15 protein-coding genes and 1 pseudogene are annotated in these 18,421 nt (G+C 65.1%); 8 read left to right on the forward strand and 8 right to left on the reverse strand.

The window, feature by feature from the left end:
* From H8A95_RS33610 to H8A95_RS33630, 4 genes and pseudogenes are all read right to left on the reverse strand, one after another.
* Positions 1-69, reverse strand: a pseudogene (locus tag H8A95_RS33610) (heat-shock protein); the annotation flags it as partial.
* A gap of 886 nt (positions 70-955) precedes the next feature.
* Positions 956-2,539 (reverse strand): solute symporter family protein, encoded by a 1,584-nt coding sequence (locus H8A95_RS33620; protein ID WP_229187074.1) that lies wholly within the window; start codon positions 2,537-2,539, stop codon positions 956-958.
* A 13-nt stretch (positions 2,540-2,552) separates the two neighbouring features.
* Positions 2,553-2,852: a DUF485 domain-containing protein gene (locus H8A95_RS33625; RefSeq protein ID WP_229187075.1), complete on the reverse strand. Its 300-nt coding sequence runs from the start codon at positions 2,850-2,852 to the stop codon at positions 2,553-2,555.
* A 78-nt stretch (positions 2,853-2,930) separates the two neighbouring features.
* A complete protein-coding gene (locus tag H8A95_RS33630; RefSeq protein ID WP_229187076.1) occupies positions 2,931-3,881 on the reverse strand; it encodes a LysR family transcriptional regulator in 951 nt (316 codons plus the stop codon).
* 255 nt (positions 3,882-4,136) lie between these two features.
* Between H8A95_RS33630 and H8A95_RS33635 the strand changes: the two genes are divergently transcribed.
* Positions 4,137-5,201: a carbon-nitrogen hydrolase family protein gene (locus H8A95_RS33635; protein WP_229187077.1), complete on the forward strand. Its 1,065-nt coding sequence runs from the start codon at positions 4,137-4,139 to the stop codon at positions 5,199-5,201.
* Between the two features lie 132 nt (positions 5,202-5,333).
* Entirely contained in the window at positions 5,334-6,128 is a 795-nt protein-coding gene (locus tag H8A95_RS33640) for an adenylate/guanylate cyclase domain-containing protein (RefSeq protein ID WP_229187078.1), read from the forward strand.
* 135 nt (positions 6,129-6,263) lie between these two features.
* Here H8A95_RS33640 and H8A95_RS33645 read toward each other — a convergent pair whose 3' ends face one another.
* On the reverse strand, positions 6,264-7,478 hold the full coding sequence (locus H8A95_RS33645) for a sensor domain-containing diguanylate cyclase (protein ID WP_229187079.1): 1,215 nt from the start codon (positions 7,476-7,478) through the stop codon (positions 6,264-6,266).
* Positions 7,479-7,568: 90 nt separating this feature from the next.
* Entirely contained in the window at positions 7,569-7,904 is a 336-nt protein-coding gene (locus H8A95_RS33650) for a hypothetical protein (RefSeq protein WP_229187080.1), read from the reverse strand.
* Between the two features lie 267 nt (positions 7,905-8,171).
* Here H8A95_RS33650 and glmS point away from each other — a divergent pair, with 267 nt between their 5' ends.
* The 3 genes from glmS to H8A95_RS33665 all read left to right on the forward strand — a co-directional run bounded on the left by glmS (position 8,172) and on the right by H8A95_RS33665 (position 11,284).
* Positions 8,172-9,998 carry a glutamine--fructose-6-phosphate transaminase (isomerizing) gene (gene glmS, locus H8A95_RS33655; RefSeq protein WP_229187081.1) on the forward strand — a complete coding sequence of 609 codons (1,827 nt, stop codon included), beginning with the start codon at positions 8,172-8,174 and terminating at the stop codon, positions 9,996-9,998.
* 96 nt (positions 9,999-10,094) lie between these two features.
* A complete protein-coding gene (locus H8A95_RS33660; RefSeq protein ID WP_229187082.1) occupies positions 10,095-10,889 on the forward strand; it encodes a DUF502 domain-containing protein in 795 nt (264 codons plus the stop codon).
* Positions 10,889-11,284, forward strand: coding sequence for a rhodanese-like domain-containing protein (locus H8A95_RS33665; RefSeq protein WP_229187083.1), 396 nt, complete (start codon positions 10,889-10,891; stop codon positions 11,282-11,284). Before H8A95_RS33660 ends, H8A95_RS33665 begins: the two co-directional genes overlap by 1 nt.
* Before the next feature lie 125 nt (positions 11,285-11,409).
* Here H8A95_RS33665 and H8A95_RS33670 read toward each other — a convergent pair whose 3' ends face one another.
* Positions 11,410-11,697: a GIY-YIG nuclease family protein gene (locus H8A95_RS33670; protein WP_229187084.1), complete on the reverse strand. Its 288-nt coding sequence runs from the start codon at positions 11,695-11,697 to the stop codon at positions 11,410-11,412.
* 121 nt (positions 11,698-11,818) lie between these two features.
* Positions 11,819-13,927 (reverse strand): ATP-dependent DNA helicase RecG, encoded by a 2,109-nt coding sequence (gene recG, locus H8A95_RS33675; RefSeq protein WP_229187085.1) that lies wholly within the window; start codon positions 13,925-13,927, stop codon positions 11,819-11,821.
* 143 nt (positions 13,928-14,070) lie between these two features.
* Between recG and H8A95_RS33680 the strand changes: the two genes are divergently transcribed.
* The 3 genes from H8A95_RS33680 to H8A95_RS33690 all read left to right on the forward strand — a co-directional run.
* Entirely contained in the window at positions 14,071-14,361 is a 291-nt protein-coding gene (locus H8A95_RS33680; RefSeq protein ID WP_229187086.1) for an FAD assembly factor SdhE, read from the forward strand.
* Positions 14,358-17,876 carry a transcription-repair coupling factor gene (mfd, locus tag H8A95_RS33685; RefSeq protein WP_229187087.1) on the forward strand — a complete coding sequence of 1,173 codons (3,519 nt, stop codon included), beginning with the start codon at positions 14,358-14,360 and terminating at the stop codon, positions 17,874-17,876. Before H8A95_RS33680 ends, mfd begins: the two co-directional genes overlap by 4 nt.
* Positions 17,877-18,217: 341 nt before the next feature.
* Positions 18,218-18,421 (forward strand): hypothetical protein (locus tag H8A95_RS33690; protein ID WP_229187088.1); only part of this gene is annotated, 204 nt, incomplete at its 3' end.

Genomic DNA, 18,421 nt, shown 5'->3' on the forward strand with positions numbered 1-18,421 from the left:
AGCGAGGTCAAAGAGCCGATCAAAGCCAATGGCTGACCGGAACAGGGGAGAGAAGTCGTATGTGCGCATAGCCAAATCCTCCATAGAGCAAGATGGATATGAATGGCACCGGACACGACCGGTGCCCGTCTCGCCTGGGCCCGACTGGCGCCCAGGCGCTGGCCCGCAAGGGCCTAGCGAGCAAAAAATTAGAAAACCGGTTTTGGAAGTCAAGAAGTGTCGTGAAAAAAATTTGGCATTCGCCGGTCGTGCGGGGAGCGACTGCCGGACCTGCCGGCGGGTTGGCAGCCGCGCCCCGTCGGGGGCGAGCCGGCGTTATTGAAGCCGCGGCCGAGTCCGACACGGCGAGAGATAGCTCATAAGTCGGACGCATTGAGGCTGCCGTCAGCGGCAGGCTCAGCATCGTCCGCAAGCGATCATCTGCAAAGCGCAGCACCAGCCGAGCCGGCGTTCGGGCGAATGGCCGACTTTGCAGCTTGAATCACAGGGAGCGGGATTTCACCGAACCAAGAGCCAAGCCACGCTTGCGATCAGGGTCACAAAGGACACCGCCGCGGCGCAGACAAAGGCGACTTCCACTCCGTCGATATGGTGGTGGTTCGCCGGCATGTCGTCACGTCCTAGATGGGCACCCGTGGGCCTGATGACATCAGCCATTCCGTCAAATGAGCCGTGGTCTCCTCGTGCCGCGCCTTCCTCAGCAATGCTTCTCGCTCTCGACTGGGCGGAAGTTCCTTAGCCCGTTTGCGTAGCTCTTTCGCCTCCTGGACGAGGCGTATTTCAAGGGGAAAAATCTGCTTAACCCGGCGTCGCCGCTTCATGGCTCCTCTCTCCAATGCTGACGTTCGCTGCCCCAAAACAGCAAAAATCCCAACAGAGAGAAAAGTTCCGATGCTGTTCGTGTCACGGACGGACTTCCGCGCCGGCTGGAACGCGATCGGGATCGCCGACTGGCTTAAGCCGCGCTCTTAGCCTGGGCGGGCTCGTTGGTACTCGGCTGGAGCGGACCGAGCAGGATGCGCCGCTGCATCTCGTCGAAGGCGAGATCGACGTTCTTCTCCCGGGTGATCAGCGACAGCAGGATCGCGACCGCAAAGGACAGCGGCATACTGATGATCGCCGGATTCCGCAGCGAGACGAACCACCATTGATGCTCGATCGCGGCCAGCGGCTTGCCGAGGATGTCGACCTGGATGGTCGGCGACAGATAGATCAGCACCAGCGAGCTCAGCGTGCCGACCAGGATGCTTGCGACCGCCGCCGGCGTCGTGAAGCGGCGCCAGGTGATGGCGAGCACGAGCGAGGGGAAATTCGCGGCGCAGGCGATCGAGAACGCAAGCCCCGCCATGAAGGCGACGTTCTGGCCCTCGAACGCGATGCCGAGAATGATGGCGAGGATGGAAATCATGACAGTCGCGACGCGCGCGACCTTGAGCTGCTCGGTCTCCGAAGCGGTGCCGTTCCGGATCACATTGGTCCAGACGTCGTGGCAGAGCGTGGCGACGCCCGACAGCGTCAACCCCGCGACGACGGCGAGCATGGTCGCGAACGCGACCGCACAAATGAAGCCGAAGAAAGCATTGCCGCCGACGGCGAGTGCGAGCAGGGGCGCTGCCATGTTGCCGCCGCCTCCGGCCTTTGCCACCGCCTCTGGGCCGACCAGCACCATGGCGCCAAAGCCGATGATGAAGACCATGAGATGAAAGACGCCGATCAGGCCGGTGGCATAGAGGATCGACAGCCGCGCAGCCTTGGCGTCCTTCACCGTGTAGGCCCGCATCAGCACATGCGGCATCGCGGCGGTGCCGAACATCAGGCCGAGCCCGAGCGATATCGCGTCCCACTGGCCGGAGACAACCTTCGACCCTGGTTGCAGGACCCTGGTGCCGTACTTCTCGGACGCCGCGGCGAACAGCTTCAGCGGGTTCATGTCGAAATGGGTCAACACGAGAATGGCGAGCAGGATGCCGCCGCCCATCAACAGCGCAGCCTTCACCACCTGCACCCAGGTCGTCGCCAGCATGCCGCCGAACAGCACATAGACCAGCATCATGCTGCCGACCACGACGACCGACCAGGTGTAGGGCAGGCCGAACAGCAGCTTGATCAGCGATCCCGTCGCGACCATCTGGGCGATCAGGTAGAACAGGATCACAGCGAGGGTTCCGACGGCGCCGGCAACGCGCACCGGGCGCTGGCGCAGGCGATAGGCCACCACGTCGGCGAAGGTGAAGCGGCCGACGTTACGCAACGGCTCGACGATCAGGAACAGAATGATCGGCCAGCCGACCAGCCACCCGATCGAATAGATCATGCCGTCGAAGCCGTTCGAGGTGACGATGCCGGCAATTCCCAGCAGGGCGGCGGCGCTCAGGAAGTCCCCCGCGAGAGCCCAGCCATTCTGCCACGCCGTCACCTGGCCGCCGGCGGCAAAGAAGTGCTCGGTGGTGCGGGTGCGCCGCGCGGCCCAATAGGTGATCGCCAGCGTCAGTGCCATGAAGGCGAAGAAGAACCCGATCGAAAGCGTGCTGCTGCCCATCTTCTCTGCCTCTTTAGCGAAGGTTACGGATGCCGGCGTCGAACACCCGGTTCGCCCACAGCACGTAGGTGAGGCAGAGCGCGAAGGACGAGATGATGACGAGCGGCCCGAGCACAATGCAAAGCGACAGGCCGGGCATCAGGATGGTGCCGAGCAGCGGCTTGTCGAAGGCGAACAGCCCCATGAAGCCGAAATAGATGGCGATCATCGCAGCGCTCAGAATGAGCGCGACGGTCAACCGCTTCTTGGCCAGTTTCTTGGCCGATACGCCGCTCGACGCCGGATCGGCGTTGCCGGGAATAACCACGTTCATGCTGCCCCCCTCAAAACTACAGCGCGCTCTGCCGTGCGCCAATCGAACGAGCTTCAGCCGGGCCCCGACGGAAGGGAACTATGGATTTTTGCAATCTGCTGTGCGCGGCTGCGGCACGGCATCGGCCAGCGTGACCCGCATGTCGGGGTCCTGCTTCAGAAGGTTTTTCAGAAACGCGCGGACGGCGCGGATGCGCGGGGCAAATTGCAGGTCGCTATGGACGTTGAGCCAGACCTCGCGAACCGTGCCGGCGAGGTCGGGCAGCACCGGTATGAGGTCGGGCCGGTCCCTGGTGGCAAAGCTCGGCAACATCACGATGCCGAGGCCGCCCGCCGCGGCGTTCATCTGCGCGATCATGCTGTTGGAGTGGAAGGCGATTTTCGGCTCTTCGATGACGTCGGCGAGCCAACGCACCGAATCGACCTGGAGCAGATCCTCGATATAGGACACGAACCAATGGTCCTCGAGGTCGCGGAGGCTTGCAGGCATGCCGTGATGGTCGAGGTAGTCCTGGCTCGCGAATAGCCCGAGCCGGAACTTGCCGATCCGCTCCGAGATCAGGCCCGGACCGGGGGGCCGGAAAAAGGACACGAACAGATCGGCTTCGCGCTTGTGGACGTAAACCGTCTGGGCGGACGTGACGAGTTCGACGGAGAGTTGCGGCGCGGTGCGACGCAATTTGGCGAAGCGCTGCGCCAGATAGAGCGAGGCGATCCCCTCCATGGTGGCGAGCCGCACCGTTCCGACGAGCTGCTGGGTGTCGCTGGCGCTGGCTTCTTCCCGAATGGCGATCACCGCGCTCTCGACCCGCTCGGCATGCCGCAACAACCGCTCGCCGACCTCGTTGAGCCTGAGCCCGGTGCGGTGGCGTTCGAACACCGCAATCCCGAGCGACGCTTCCATCTGGGCGATGCGCCGGCTGACGGTGGAATGATCCAGCCGCAGCCGTTTCGCCGTCTGGCTCAGATTGCCGGCGCGGGCGGCGCAGAGAAATACCCGCAAATCGTCCCAGTTGATCGTATCGAACATGACTTGCCTCCGGATTGCGGCTCTTGTCGGCAAAGCAATTCCCGTTCCAGCGCGCGGCGGCTCCGATCCTTCGCAACCGACCTTGCGACAATTCCCATGCATGGCGCCAGGGCAGGGATGATACCGCTTCGCTCCCTTCGTCCTAGAGCTTTTCCGTTCCGATCGGATCGGGGCTCTGGATTTTGTTCTGACGCGTTTTCTTCGCGCGAACCGGTCTCCGCTTCGCTCGAAAACGCTCTAGCCGGGATTTTCGTGATGCTCCCTCGTTTCAAGGCTGCTGCCGTCCACGCCGCGCCGGTCTTCCTCGACAGCCGGGCGACCACCGAAAAGGCGATCGCCATCATCCGCGAAGCAGCGAAGGCCGGCGCCGAGCTGATCGCGTTTCCCGAAACCTACATTCCCGCCTTTCCGGTCTGGGCGGCGCTGTGGCCACCGATCGACAACCACGACCTATTCGTGCGCATGGCGGAGCAATCCGTGCTGGTGGACGGACCGGAAGTGGCGCAACTTTGCGCCGAGGCGCGCGCGCTCGGCGTCACCGTCTCGATCGGCATCAGCGAGCGCTCGCCCGTCAGCGTCGGGGGACTGTGGAATTCGAACCTGTTGATCGGCGAGACCGGAGGGATCCTGGTCCATCACCGCAAGCTGGTTCCGACCTTCTATGAGAAGCTGGTGTGGTCGTCGGGGGATGGTGCGGGCCTTGCGGTCGCTGAGACCCGGCAGGGCCGGATCGGCGGGTTGATCTGCGGCGAGAATACCAACCCCCTGGCCCGCTTCGCGCTGATGGCGCAGGGCGAACAGGTGCACATCTCGAGCTGGCCGCCGATGTGGCCCACAAGGCGCCCGGCAGGCGGCGGCAATTTCGACAACGTCGCCGCCAACCGCATCCGCGCCAGCGCCCACTGCTTCGAAGCCAAGGTATTCGGGATCGTGACCGCCGGCTACATGGACGAACCGATGCGCGCCTTCCTCATCGATCGGGATAGAACCATCGCCGACGTGATCGACCGGACGCCACGTGCGGCGAGCTTCTTCGTCGATCCGACGGGGGTCGTGTTCGGCGATGAATTGCAGGACCAGGAGGGGATCGCCTATGCGGAGATCGATCTCAATCGTTGCGTCGAGCCGAAGCAGTTTCACGACGTGGTCGGCTACTACAATCGCTTCGACGTCTTTGACCTGACGGTCGACCGCAGCCGGCTGATCCCGGCACGATTTCGCGATGAAGAACCGCCAATGGCGAAAGCGCAGGGCGAGGCAATTCCGCCCGTCGACGCTGACGTCGGATCGAACGGGCAGAGGCGCGATGGCCGAAGCTGATTAGAAGCCGGACATCGCAGAGCCCGGCGCCTTTGATCGCCAGCAAACGAGCACCGTTGCCAATGCGGAAATGTATGGCTACGCTTTATCTCAGGTTAGCCCCCAAGCGCTCGTTCGATCGGCCGGACGCTCATGCCCAAATTCCTTCGCATCGGAGTCCATCAATCGAACGTGTCCGGCTACACGTCGAAGGCTTGGTGCATCCGACGCGCCGGTTCGACGGTTTTCCTGAAATGGGGCGCCGTGGAGGTTCTGGGCGCTGGAGCAGGGCGCAAGGTCTCCTGGACGTTTCCACCGCAGGAAAAAACCGTTCGCTGCCGCACGGTGCAGCGTGCCCAGGATTACGCGAAGGCCGCCATCGCGCGGCGCCGCAGCCATCGCTATGAACCGCTGACGGGAAACATCGCAAACCGGCGTCGAACCGCCGATCGCGGCTCGGAGCTCAAGCAGGCACTCGCCACGATCCTCTATGTCGATATCGTCCGGTCCACCGAAAAGGCCGCGCGGCTCGGCGACGCGCGCTGGGCGACGGTGATGAATCACTACTACGTCGCCGTCCGCCGCGAGCTGAAGGCCTTGCGGGGCAAGGAAGTCGTGACGACGGGCGACGGACTGCTGGCGACTTTCCGGGCGCCGGCTGCCGGGATCCGTTGCGCGACCGCGATCCGCGAGTCCGTGCGCACGCTCGGGCTCGAGATCAGGGTCGGACTGCACGCGGGCGAGTACAAGGTGAGCGGCGCGGAGGTGATCGGTCTCGCGTTTCACATCGGTGCACGCGTTGCCGCGAAGGCGCGTGCCGGCGAGGTCCTGGTCTCGAGCGCGGTCAGGGATCTGATGTCGAAATCCGAAGTCCGTTTCAAGGACCGCGGTGCGCACCAGCTCAAGGGCGTGCCGGAGCGATGGCGGCTCTATCGGGTCGAACACTGAGGTTTGGCGAACCATCCGCTCGTCATTCCCCGGTGCGCAATTGCGCACCTGAGGGCGACGCCTCAACGTCGAGCCCGGAATCCATCGGGCGTCAGAACAAGCGGTGAGATGGATTCCGAGTTCTCGCGGAGCCGCTCAGGCGAAGGCGACCTCGATCCGGTTGTCGGCCTTTCCGGTGATCCGGCAGGCCCGCGACAGCGCGTCGGCGGCGATCGCGAGCTTGAACTGGTCGGGGATCCCCGAGGTCGACAGCACCTCGATCGTCGCGGTGTCGCGCGAAAGACCGCGCACCGTGCAGTCGATCGTGGAATGGCCGGCGTTGAAGCTGATCGTGCCGGCCTTGAACACGCGCCGCGCGGTCGGCGCCCCCGACGGCGCGCGGTCGACCCAGGCCAGTGCCTGATTGCGGCCGGCCTGCTTGGCGCCGTACATCGCAAGGTCGGCGTTGCGCAGCATGTCGTCGAAGCAGTTGCCGGGCGAGAGCACGGCGCCGCCGAGGCTGCAGGTCACGCCGATCGTGCCGGCCGGGGTTTCGATCCGCGTCGCCGCGACGGCGGTGCGCACCTTCTCGAGCACGCCCATCGCCTGGTCGAGCTTGGTATGCGGCAACAGGATGCCGAACTCTTCGCCGCCGAGGCGGCCGATCACGTCGGAACCGCGCAGCGCGCAGCGCGCGGCATCCGCGACCGCCGCCAGCACCGTGTCGCCGACCGCATGCCCGTAGGTATCGTTGACCTGCTTGAAGTGATCGACATCGAGCACGGCGCAGGCGAGCGGAGCGACATGCCGGGTCGCCAGCGCGGTCAGCCGTTCGCCTTCGCCGCGGAAGGCGCGGCGCGAGGAGGTGCCAGTGAGGCCATCCTGCATCGACAGATTGCGCAGCATCAGTTCGTCGACGGCGATGGCGGCAAGATCGCACAGCATGCCGACTGCATCGGCATCGAAGTCGCGCGGCCGGGTGTCCATCGCGCACAGGGTCCCGACGACGGCGCCGGAGATCTTGAGCTGCGTGCCGGCATAGAAACGGATATGCGGCTTGCCGTGCACGAAGATGTTGTCGGCGAGGCGCGGGTCGCACTGCGTGTCGGCAATGATGAGGGGATGGTCCTGCGCGATCGCAAGGTTGCACAGCGCAGGTCCGCGCGCGGTCTCGCGATCTTCCATGCCGTCCGAGGCCTTGAACCACTGCCGATGGCCGTCGATCAGCGTCAGCGTCGACATCGGCACGCGAAAGATCTTCCGGCACAGCCCGGTCAGGCGGTCAAAGGCGAGCTCGCGCGGCGTGTCGAGGATGTCGAGTTCCGCCAGGACATCGAGGCGCTGCGTCTCACGGTCGTGCGTGGCTTGCATCGGGGTACCTCCGGGCGGCGGCACCCTCGCCGAAAGGCGTTAATGACGTGTTGACGCGGCCGGAGCTGAAGTCGGGTCGACATCGCGAGGTCAAACGACCTGGACGCTGGCCCGAAGGCGGTCGGCAACATCTTGGAGGACGCGCGCGCTGTCACACATCAGCGCGAGATAGCTGAGGGAGTGCTCATAGTAGATCCGAAGCGACGAGCTTCCGAACCGGAGCGTGCCCTCGACGAAGTCCTCTCCCACCTCATACGGTGGTAGCTGCAGATCGTGTTGAGCCTCTTGCCCGAGCGCCTGTGTGATGTCATCGAGCAAGGCGCGAAATGACGTTGTGTAATCGAAGGCGTTCCCGGTCCAAAAGACGAGCTGCCAGCCGCCACGCGGGTCGGGTTTAATTTCGAGCGGCGAGTGAAGCTTAATCATGGCGGACAATCACGAGGGGCTGGGGAACAAGGTCCTTTCGTTTCGGACGGGTGTACCACGATCCGCGGGCGGCGCTGGCCTGTGCCGGCTGACACGCTCTTGCCAAACTAGTTAGCTCCGATTAACCAGCCTTTCGCGTCAACCTTGCCGTTTAAGACTGTCGCAATCGGCAATAATTATTGAGTATCTTGCGGCAGGCGATTCCCGTTAAGGGACCGTGTCGCCGCTTTGGCAAATTTTCGGCGATTTTTGGGGACATTGAACCGCATGTGCGGCATCGTCGGCATTCTTGGACGCGCTCCGGTCGCGGAGCAACTGGTGGATTCGCTCAAGCGGCTCGAATATCGCGGCTATGATTCCGCAGGGGTCGCCACGCTGGAGAACGGCACCCTGGCGCGGCGCCGCGCCGAGGGCAAGCTGAAGAATCTCGAGATCCGGCTGCAGGCAAAGCCGCTCGGCGGCCACACCGGCATCGGCCACACCCGCTGGGCCACCCACGGCCGGCCGACCGAGAACAACGCGCATCCGCACTCAACCGAACGCGTCGCCGTGGTGCATAACGGCATCATCGAGAATTTCCGCGAGCTGCGCGAGCACCTCGAATCGAAGGGTGCGGTGTTCTCGACCGAGACCGACACCGAGGTCGTGGTGCATCTGGTCGACAATCTGCTCAAGGGCGGCGTTGCGCCCGTCGAGGCGGTGAGGGCGGTGCTGTCGGAGCTGCGCGGCGCGTTCGCACTCGGCTTCATCTTCGCCGGCGAGGACGATCTGATGATCGGCGCCCGCAACGGCCCGCCGCTTGCGGTCGGCCACGGCGACGGCGAGATGTATCTCGGCTCGGATGCGATCGCGCTCGGGCCGTTCACCGACACGATCAGCTATCTCGAGGACGGCGACTGGGTGGTGTTGAACCGCAAGGGCGCCACCATCTTCGACAAGGACAACGCGATCGTCCATCGCGAGGCGATCAAGCACACGACGGCGACCGCGCTGGTCGACAAGGCGAACTATCGCCACTTCATGGCCAAGGAGATCCACGAGCAGCCCGAAGTGGTCGGGCACACGCTCGCCCGTTACGTCGACCTGGCGGCCGAGCGCGTCACCATGCCGGTCAAGCTGCCGTTCGACTTCAACGACATCCAGCGCATCTCGATCACCGCCTGCGGCACCGCAAGCTATGCCGGCTTCGTCGCAAAATACTGGCTGGAGCGGCTGGCACGGCTGCCGGTCGAGCTCGATGTCGCCTCCGAATTCCGCTACCGCGAGGCTCCCTTGCGCAAGGGCGACCTTGCCATCTTCATCTCGCAGTCCGGCGAGACCGCCGACACGCTGGCGGCGCTGCGCTACGCCAAGGCGCAGGGCGCACACACGCTGTCGGTCGTCAACGTGCCGACCTCGACCATCGCGCGCGAGAGCGAGACCGTGTTGCAGACGCTCGCCGGTCCCGAGATCGGCGTCGCCTCGACCAAGGCGTTCACCTGCCAGCTGATGGTGCTGGCCTCGCTCGCGGTTGCCGCCGGCAAGGCGCGCGGCGAGCTGTCCGATGCCGACGAGGCCAAGCTGGTGCACGGCCTGGTCGAAATTCCGCGCCTGATGTCGGAGGCGCTCACCACCGAATTGCAGATCGAGAAGCTGGCGCGCGAGATTTCGAAGTCGCGCGACGTGCTCTATCTCGGCCGCGGCACCAGCTATCCGCTGGCGCTGGAAGGCGCGCTGAAGCTGAAGGAAATCTCCTACATCCATGCCGAGGGCTATGCCGCCGGCGAGCTCAAGCATGGGCCGATCGCACTGATCGACGAGCACATGCCGGTCGTGGTGATCGCGCCCTACGACAAGGTGTTCGAGAAGACCGTCTCCAACATGCAGGAGGTCGCCGCCCGCGGCGGCAAGATCATCCTGATGACCGACGCCAAGGGCGCCGCGGAGGCGACCATCCAGTCGCTGGTGACGATCGTGATGCCGGACATGGGGGCGACCTTCGCACCGATGGTCTATGCCGTTCCGGTGCAGCTGCTCGCCTATCATACCGCCGTGGTGATGGGCACCGACGTCGACCAGCCCCGGAATCTGGCCAAATCGGTCACGGTCGAATAGCCGCAAGCCGGGCCGTCACGCGGCCCCTTCAAAAGTGCGTCAGAATGGCTTAGCTGGGTGCTGACGTACGGCCGCTTCGACGACCCTGGAACCGCAATGACCTCCGATCAAGTGCCTCCTGACCCGTCTGGCGAACTGCATCCGGACCACCCGCGCGGGCTGATGGCGCGTTTTCGCACCTATTTCCTGACCGGCCTGGTAGTGGCCGGCCCGGTTGCGATCACCCTGTACCTGACCTGGTGGTTCGTGAACTGGGTCGACAATCTGGTCCGGCCGTTCGTGCCGACGGCCTACCGGCCGGAAACCTATCTGCCGTTCGGGCTGCCCGGTTCCGGCCTGATCGTCGCGGTCATCGCGCTGACGCTGCTCGGCTTCCTCACCGCTAATTTGATCGGGCGGACCCTGGTCGATCTCGGCGAGCGACTGCTTGGCCGGATCCCTGCGGTGCGCGCGATCTATCGCGGCCTGAAGCAGGTATTCGAGACGCTGTTCTCCGGCAACGGCTCGAGCTTCCGCCGCGTCGGCCTGGTCGAATTTCCGTCGCCCGGCATGTGGTCGATCGTGCTGATCTCGCAGGCGCCGAACGCCGAACTCGCCGCCAGCCTGCCCGGCGAGGAGGAGCATATCTCGGTGTTCCTGCCATGCGCGCCGAACCCGACCACCGGCTTCTTCTTCTACGTGCCGCGGAGCAAGATCATCGAGATCGAGATGAGCACCGAGGACGCCGCGACGCTGATCATGTCGGCCGGCGTGGTGCAGCCCGGTGCCAACGACCCGAAGCGCACCGCGGCGGCGCTGGCCGGCATGGCCAATGCCGCGCGGGTCGCCAACCAGGGCTCGGCCAACCAGGCCTCGTTGCAGCCGGCGGCGCCGACGAAGGTCGAGGGCTGATGAGCTCCGAGAAGCGCGGGCAGCCCGGCGAGGGTGTGCACATGCTCTCGCCCGACGACGCCAAACGCGCGCTCGAACAGGGCGGCGTGTCGCTGATCGATGTCGGCGAGCCCTGGCAGTTGCGCGAGCGCGGCACCATCGCAGGCGCGCGCAACATCAGCCACGAAGAGATTGCGACCGTTGCGGCTTCCGATCCCGCACTCGGCGATCGCGCGCAGCCGATCATCCTGACTTGCGGCGGCGGCGGCAAGGCCTCGCGCGCCGCGCAGGCGCTGCGCGAGATCGGCTTTGCCGACGTCGCCGTGATTCAGGGCGGCTGCCGCGGCTGGCAGGCCGCCGGGCATGAGATGGTGGCGTATCCAGCGGCTCCTAGCGACAAGACTGCCGGTAGCTAATCGTAGCCCTCACCGCGTCATTGCGAGGAGCGAAGCGACGAAGCAATCCACAGTTCCGCGTATGCGGAGCGATGGATTGCTTCGCTGCGCTCGCAATGACGGTGGAGAGGGACCGGTGACGACAATCAGATCAGCGTGTCGTAAAGGTCATTCCAATCTGGATTCAACGCTTCGATCAGCGCAATCTTCTTCTCGCGGCTGCCGGCCTTGATCTGCTTTTCCCGCGTGATCGCGTCGTACATCGTTTCGTGCAGCTCGTACCAAACCAGAATCTTGCAGCCGTACTTCGCCGAGAAGCCCTTCACCGCGCCCTCGCGATGCTCAAACGAACGCTTCGGCGGATTGGCGGTGACGCCGGTGTAAATTGTGCCGTGGCGCTTGTTGGCAACGATGTAGACGCAAGGTTGCTTCACGGCATGATCACAACCTCTATCCTACGTCGTCATTGCGAGGAGCGATAGCGACGAAGCAATCCATCTATCCCTGAGTCGAACCATGGATTGCTTCGCTGCGCTCGCAATGACCGAGAAAACGCTACCCCGCGCCGATCAGCGGCACGGCTTCGTCGCGTTCGTAGAGATAGAGCAGGACGCGCAGCGCTTCGCCGCGCTCGCACTTCAGCTTCGGATTGTCCTTCATGATCCGCAGCGCCTCGTCGCGGGCCTGGGTGATCAGCTGGCCGTGCACCTCGGAGCGCGCGATGCGGTAGCCGGGCAGGCCGCTCTGGCGGATGCCGAGCACGTCGCCTTCGCCGCGCAGCTTCAGATCTTCCTCGGCGATCCGGAAGCCGTCCGTGGTCTCGCGGATCACCTTGAGGCGCGCCTTCGACATCTCGCCGAGCGGTTCCTTGTAGAGCAACAGACAGGTCGATGCCTCCGAGCCGCGGCCGATGCGGCCGCGCAGTTGATGCAGCTGCGCCAGCCCGAAGCGTTCGGCGTTCTCGATCACCATGATGGTCGCCGCCGGCACGTCGACGCCGACCTCGACGACGGTCGTTGCGACGAGGAGCCCGATCTCGTGGGCGGCGAACTGCGCCATCACGCGATCCTTCTCGGTGCCCTTCATCTGGCCGTGCACCAGGCCGACGCGATCGCCGAACCGCCTCTGCAAACTCTCGAAACGCTCGGTTGCGTTGGTGAGATGCTCGGTGCCTTCGGCCTCGGACTCATCGACCAGCGGGCAGATCCAGTAGACCAGCTTTCCTGCTTCGAGCGCGCGGCCGACGCCGTCCATGACGTCCTCGATCCGGCTCATCGGCACCGCGCGCGTGTCGATCGGCTGGCGGCCGGCGGGTTTTTCGCGCAGCTCCGAGACGTCCATGTCGCCGAAATATGTCAGCACCAGCGTGCGCGGGATCGGCGTCGCGCTCAGCACCAGCACATCGACGGCTTCGCCCTTCGACGTCAGCGCGAGGCGCTCGCGCACGCCGAAGCGATGCTGCTCGTCGACCACGGCGAGCGCCAGCGCCTTGTAGATCACGTCGTCCTGGATCAGCGCGTGGGTCCCGACCAGCAAATCGATCTCGCCGGCCTCGAGCCGCGCCAGGAGTTCGCGGCGCTCCTTGCCCTTCTCGCGGCCGGTGAGGATGGCGACGCGCATCCCGGCGCTTTCGGCGAGCGGTGCGATGGTCTTGATGTGCTGGCGCGCCAGGATTTCGGTCGGCGCCATCAGCGCGGCCTGCTTGCCGGCCTCCGCGACGGCAGCGGCCGCCAGCAGCGCCACCACGGTCTTGCCGGAACCGACATCGCCCTGCACGAGGCGCAGCATACGCACCGGCTGTTGCAGGTCCGCGATGATCGACGCGACCGCCTCCTGCTGCGATTTGGTCAGCGCGTAGGGCAGGGCATCGATGATCTTCCTGCGCAGATGGCCGTCGCCGGCGTTGCGTACGCCGGCCGGGCGGCGCAGCGTGGCGCGGATCAGAGCCAGCGCGAGCTGGCCGGCGAGCAGCTCGTCGAACGCGAGGCGCGACCAGAACGGACCGTCGGGCAGGATGTCGGTCAGCTCGACCGGAACATGGACGCGGGTCAGCGCTTCCCGGATCGGCGGGAAGTTGCAGCGGCGCCGCACTTCCGGGCTGATCCATTCCGGCAGATCCGGCAGCTTGGTCAACGCCTGCGCGATGGCGCGGCGGAGAGAGCCGATCGCAAGGCCCTCGGTCAGCGGATAGACCGGATCGATACCCGACAGCTTTGCAAAGCCGGCTTCATCGACGACGCGGTCGGGATGCACGATCTGGGGGATGCCGTCATACATCGCCAGCGTGCCGGAGACGTAGCGCTTCTCGCCGACCGGCAGCAGCTTTTCGACATAGCCGGGCTGGGCGCGGAAGAAGGTCAGCACCACGTCGCCGGTATCGTCGCTGGCATAGACGAGGTAGGGGGCGCGCGAATTGCGCGGCGGCGGCGGGCGATGGCGGTCGACGGTGACTTCCAGCGTCACCATGGTTCCGACCGTGGCGTCGCGGATCTTCGGTCGCGCCCGGCGATCGATCACGCTCGCCGGCAAATGCAGCAGCAGGTCGACCAAGCGCGGCGTCTCGCTGCGGTCGAGCAGATAGCGCAGCAGCTTGTCCTGCTTCGGGCCGACACCCGAAAGCGTCGTGACCTGGGCAAACAGCGGATTGAGCAGGCTGGGGCGCATCGGTGTCCTTTACACACGACTCACGTCATGCACGCAAGGAAACCCCAAAAGGCGGCGAATGGGGCTGACATCGGCCACCGCCATCGCTATATCAAGCCCCGCCCGGCACGTCCGGGCTTTTGGCGTTCGAATGGATTTGGGACATGACGGGATCGACACGATCGAGCCACGGGCTCGATGACCGCCGCAAGCGGCTTTTGTTTCGCTGTTGGCACCGCGGCACCCGGGAGATGGACCTGATCCTCGGCCGGTTTGCCGATGCTGAAATCGCCGACCTGTCCGATCAGGAGCTCGGCGAGCTCGAGCATTTGATCGAGGTGCCGGATCCCGACCTCTATGCCGCGCTGACCGGTGACAAGGTGCTGCCTTCGGAATATGCCACCGCGCTGTTTGCCCGTATCAAGGCGTTCCGGGTCGCGGACCCCAGCGCATGAAGCAGCCGATGAAATCCCCGGCCGCGATGCTCACGCCCGGCCGGGTGCTGACCATCGCCAACGTCGCCGAGGGCGCCGAGGGGCTTGTCATCTCCGATCTGGCGCGCGCCATCGCTGCGCAGCCGAAACGGTCGGCGGTGAGCCTTGCCGTGGTGTGCCGCGACGGTGCACGGATGCAGCAGCTCGCCCGTTCGCTGGAGTTCTTTGCGCCCGATATCGCCGTGATGCAGGTTCCGGCCTGGGACTGCCAGCCCTATGACCGCGTCTCGCCGCATTCCGGGATCCTGGCCCAGCGCCTGACCGCGCTGGCCAAGCTGTCGCGCCTCGTCGGCAGCGACAAGCCGATGATCGTGCTGACCACGGTCAACGCTGCCGTGCAGCGCGTGCCGGCGCGCGATCAGGTCGCAGCGCAGGCGTTGTCGGTTGCGCCGGGCAACGTGGTGCCGATGGATTCGGTCGTCGCCTGGCTCGAGCACAATGGCTACACCCGCTCGTCCACGGTGCGCGAGCCCGGCGAATACGCCGTACGCGGCGGCATCCTCGATCTTTTTCCGGCCGGCCTCGACCAGCCGGTGCGCTTCGACTTCTTCGGCGACAGCCTGGAATCGATCCGCACCTTCGATGCCGAAACCCAGCGCACGCTGCTCGATATGCGCGGCCTCGACCTCGTGCCGGTCTCGGAATTCCAGCTCACGACCGAAACAATCCGGCGTTTCCGCATGGGCTATGTTGCAGCGTTCGGCGCGCCGGAGCGCGACGACCAGCTCTATGAGGCGGTCTCCGAGGGACGGCGGCATCCCGGCATGGAGCACTGGCTGCCGCTGTTCCAGGAGCGGATGGACACGCTGTTCGATTATCTCGACGGCGCCACGATTGCGATCGAGCCACAGGGCGAGGACGCCGCGCGCGAACGCTTCTCGCAGATATCGGACTATTACGACGCGCGGCGCGAGGCGCTGGAGCATCCCGGCAGCGGCGCGATCTACAAGCCGCTGCCGCCCGACAAGCTGTATCTGACCGAAGCCGAGTGGACCAGGCTGCTCGGTGAGGTGCCGCTGGCACGGCTGACGCCGTTTGCAGTGCCGGAAGGCACCGCAGACATGTTCGATGCCGGCGCGCGGCAGGGGCGCAACTTCGCGCCGGAACGTGCCGACACCAACGTCAACGTGTTCGAGGCCGTGGTCGGCCATATCGGCGCGCTGCAGTCGCAACGCAAGAAGGTCATCGTCACGCTGTGGAGCGAAGGCTCGCGCGACCGCATGGGCGCGATGCTGCGCGACCACAAGCTGCTCAACACCACCAGCGTCAACACCTGGCGGATCGTGCAGGCGACGCCGCGCAACGAGACCATGCTGGCCGTGCTCGGCATGGAGTCCGGCTTCGAGACCGACGAATTCGCCGTCATCAGCGAGCAGGACATTCTCGGCGACCGCCTGGTGCGGCCGCGCAAGGCGAGCCGCAAGCTCGACAATTTCATCTCGGAGGTGACGAGCCTTGCGACCGGCGATCTCGTGGTGCACGTCGAGCACGGCATCGGCCGCTTCGTGGGCCTGCAGACGCTGGAAGTCTCCGGTGCACCGCATGACTGTCTTGAGCTGCATTATGCGGCGGAGACAAAGCTGTTCCTGCCGGTCGAGAACATCGAGCTGTTGTCGCGCTACGGCTCCGACAGCGCCAATGTCGAGCTCGATCGCCTGGGCGGCGGCGGCTGGCAGGCGCGCAAGGCGAAGCTCAAGAACCGCATCCGCGAGATCGCGGGCGAGCTGATCAAGATCGCCGCCGAGCGGCAGTTGCACGAGGCGCCGAAATTCCCGCTGCAGCCGCACGTCTATGACGAGTTCTGCGCACGCTTCCCCTATGAGGAGACCGAGGACCAGTTAGGGGCCATCACCTCGACCTTGAATGACCTCGAAATCGGTCGACCGATGGACCGGCTGATCTGCGGCGACGTCGGCTTCGGCAAGACCGAGGTGGCGCTGCGCGCGGCCTTCGCCGTGGCGCTCGAGGGCAGGCAGGTTGCGGTCGTGGTGCCGACCACGCTGCTCGCGCGCCAGCACTCACGCACGTTCACCGAGCGCTTCCGCGGTTTCCCGGTCAATGTCGCGCAGGCGTCGCGGCTGGTGTCGACCAAGGAGTTGAACCAGGTCAAGAAGGGGCTCACCGACGGCACGGTCGACATCGTCGTCGGCACCCATGCGCTGCTCGGCAAGACCATCAAGTTCAAGGACCTCGGCCTTCTGATCGTGGACGAGGAGCAGCATTTCGGCGTCAGCCACAAGGAGAGGCTGAAGCAGCTCCGCGCCCAGGTCCATGTGCTGACGCTGTCGGCGACGCCGATCCCGCGCACGCTGCAACTGGCGCTGACCGGCGTTCGCGAGCTCTCGATCATCGCTTCGCCGCCGGTCGATCGTCTTGCGGTGCGCACCTTCGTTGCGCCGCATGATCCATTGATGATCCGCGAGGCGCTGCTGCGCGAGCGCTACCGCGGAGGCCAGGCGTTCTACGTCGTGCCGCGGATCGAGGACCTCGCCGGCGTCAAGGATTTCCTCGACAAGAACGTGCCGGAGATGAAGGTCGCGGTTGCGCACGGCCAGATGCCGCCGACCGTGATCGAGGACATCATGTCCGCGTTCTACGATGGCAAATACGACATCCTGCTCTCGACCACGATCGTCGAGTCCGGCCTCGACATCCCGAACGCCAACACACTGATCGTGCACCGCGCCGACATGTTCGGCCTTGCCCAGCTCTACCAGTTGCGCGGCCGCGTCGGCCGCTCCAAGCTGCGCGCCTATGCGCTGTTCACGCTGCCGGCGCAGCAGAAGATCACGGCTCAGGCGGAGCGGCGGCTCAAGGTGCTGCAATCGCTGGAGACGCTGGGCGCCGGCTTCCAGCTCGCTTCCCACGACCTCGACATCCGCGGCGCCGGCAATTTGTTGGGCGAGGAGCAGTCCGGCCATATCAAGGAAGTCGGCTTCGAGCTGTACCAGTCGATGCTGGAGGAGGCGATCGTCAACCTCAAGGCCGGTGTCGCCGAGCCCGCCGCCGACCGCTGGTCGCCGCAGATCACGATCGGCATGCCGGTGCTGATCCCCGAGGACTATGTCAACGACCTCAGCGTACGACTGTCGCTCTATCGCCGTCTCGCCGATCTCGACACCGACGAGGACATCGACGCCTTCGCCGCCGAGATGCGCGACCGCTTCGGCGTGCTGCCCGACGAAGTCCGCTATCTGTTCAAGGTTGCTGCGATCAAGGCCTATTGCCGAAGGGCCAATGTCGGGAAGGTCGATGCCGGCCCGAAGGGCGTCGTGATCGCATTCCGCGACAACAGTTTTGCGCATCCGGAGCGGCTGGTGACGTTCATCCGTCAGCACGGCCAAGCCGCCAAGGTGCGGCCCGACATGAAGGTGGTGTTCTTCCAGGAATGGGACACGCCGGAAGAGCGGCTCGCCGGCACCACCGAGATCCTGCGTCAGCTCGCCAATCTCGCGGAGAGCAAGAAGGCGGCGTGAGGCTTCGGCCTCCCCTCAGGGGAGGCTCGGCCCGGAGACCGAATCGAGATGTGAGGCGGGCGCGCCAGTTCGGCAACGTGAACAGTCGGCGAGAGGCATTGAACGTTCGCGTCTTGCATGGTCGCGCGATGATCCTGCTGTCCCCGCCGGCTTGAACGGCAGGCCCGAGTTCCGCGCTCCTCGTTGGCAAGCCAGACGGGATAGACCGGCTCATCGCTGTATCGCTTTATTTTGCGATTCCGGAGCAGCCCCGAAGAGGTACTCGCCGGGGTTGTCAATCTCGCGTAGCTTTTCGTTCACTTTCTGAGCAGTGTTTTTGTATTTCAGGGCAGGGGTGTTTCGTGAATGCGATTACCGTTGCGCCGGCGCTCGCGTTGAAGCGCCCGGCGGACCATTTGCCGGAACAACCGAAAGTAGTCGTTGATCGTTCGACCGACGCCGTGCCAGTCAAGTCGGATGTTGTTTCGTCGAATGCCGACGCTCCGAAGCCTGCCTATCCTGCGGCCGCCAAACTGCCCACTCAGGTCGGTCCAAGAGGACTGCAA

This window comes from Bradyrhizobium oropedii (assembly GCF_020889685.1).
GTDB lineage: Bacteria > Pseudomonadota > Alphaproteobacteria > Rhizobiales > Xanthobacteraceae > Bradyrhizobium > Bradyrhizobium oropedii.